This is a genomic window from Kitasatospora sp. NPDC047058 (assembly GCF_040643935.1).
In the GTDB taxonomy this organism is placed as follows: Bacteria; Actinomycetota; Actinomycetes; order Streptomycetales; family Streptomycetaceae; genus Kitasatospora.
Genome location: NZ_JBEYVJ010000903.1, coordinates 1 through 1,238, shown reverse-complemented (window position 1 = coordinate 1,238; position 1,238 = coordinate 1). Strand labels below are relative to the sequence as shown.

2 protein-coding genes are annotated in these 1,238 nt (G+C 72.9%); one reads left to right on the top strand and one right to left on the bottom strand.

What is annotated here, in order from left to right; translation table 11 throughout:
• On the bottom strand, window positions 1-229 hold a 229-nt coding region (locus tag ABZ885_RS41505; protein WP_360200436.1), incomplete at its 3' end, for a DUF5703 family protein.
• Window positions 230-592: 363 nt separating this feature from the next.
• Between ABZ885_RS41505 and ABZ885_RS41500 the strand changes: the two genes are divergently transcribed.
• On the top strand, window positions 593-1,198 hold the full coding sequence (locus ABZ885_RS41500; RefSeq protein ID WP_360200434.1) for a hypothetical protein: 606 nt from the start codon (window positions 593-595) through the stop codon (window positions 1,196-1,198).
• Window positions 1,199-1,238: the final 40 nt, after the last annotated feature.

Sequence of the window (1,238 nt, the reverse complement as noted above, 5' to 3'; positions counted from 1 at the left end):
CGACGGCGCCGCCGTAGAGGCCGAAGGCGACCAGCGGGAAGAGGGAGAAGAGCCCGACCAGGCCGGTGGCGAAGCTGGAGCCGGTGAGGTCGTAGCTGTCCAGCTCCCAGTGCCCGTACTCGGCGTGGTCGGTGAGCAGTTGGCGTGCCGCGTTGCGCGAGGTCCCGCGCGGCATGCGCAGCGACTGGTACTCGTACTCCGGCTGCCGGACCGGCTTCGCTGGGGTCAAAACGCTCCTCCTGAGGGACACCTTCCGGCAAGCCTACGGCCTGCCTCCGACAACGGGCCCGGGTATTTTCGGCCGCGCTCCCACCGGCCGGCCGGGCCCGTCCCGCCGCCCCGTCCCGGGCCCGGAGCGGACGGCCCTGACAGGGCATCAAGTCCGTTCCTCCTCCTCACGGAATACCCCGATCACGGCCCGCCAAGCGGTACCCGGACGGCCCGGCCGCGCCGGGCGGGCGCCACGGGCGCCCGGCGCACGCGGGGACAGAACCACGCGGATCGGACATCGGGACGGAAGTTGCGGTGAAATCGCGGGTGTAGGTGACAACCGCTGTGCGTAGCGGCGCCGCGGGGAGATAGCGTCTGCACCATGTCTGATGCCGCGCAGCCCACCATTGCCGAGGTACGCGCCGCCGCCGAGGCGGTCAAGGCCGCCATCGACCGTCATCTGGAAGCGGTGTCGAGCCCCGACGCGGCGGACGATCCCGCCGTGTCCGCCGCCTACGAGCAGCTCGCGACGGCGGCCATCGCGTACGACCAACTCCTCTACGAGGTCTACGACGAGGTCACTCCCTTCGAGGTCCCCGGCGACGAGGGTCCGGGCGGGTACCACGGCTCCGAGCAGCCCGAGGCGATCAGCGTGCTGATCCGCCGGGACTACCACGTCGCGGACCCGAAGCGGCTGCGCGCCCAGGCCGAGCGGCTGGACGGCTCGCTGACTCCCGGTGGGGGCGGCACGGGCGGGCTGAACGCGGCGATCGGCGTGCTGTTCGGCGAGTACGAGCCGGACGAGATCGCCGCCCGCAGCGAGGAGTTCGGGCTGGAGGAGGCCGACTCGACGCTCTGGGTCGCGGCGGCCGAGCCGACCGAGCCGGGGGAGTGGCTGCCGGAGCCGTTCGAGCACGCCGACCCGCAGCTGCTGATCTGCCGGTTCGACGTCAGCGAGGTCTACGACGACGAGGACCTGGACGACTGACGCGTCCCCCGGCGGGCCGGCGGCGGGGTGTCCCGCCGCC

What these genes read in the sequence shown, in the direction of transcription:
- ABZ885_RS41500 (WP_360200434.1), top strand. Translation starts at nt 593, where the DNA reads ATGTCTGATGCCGCGCAGCCCACCATTGCCGAGGTACGCGCCGCCGCC.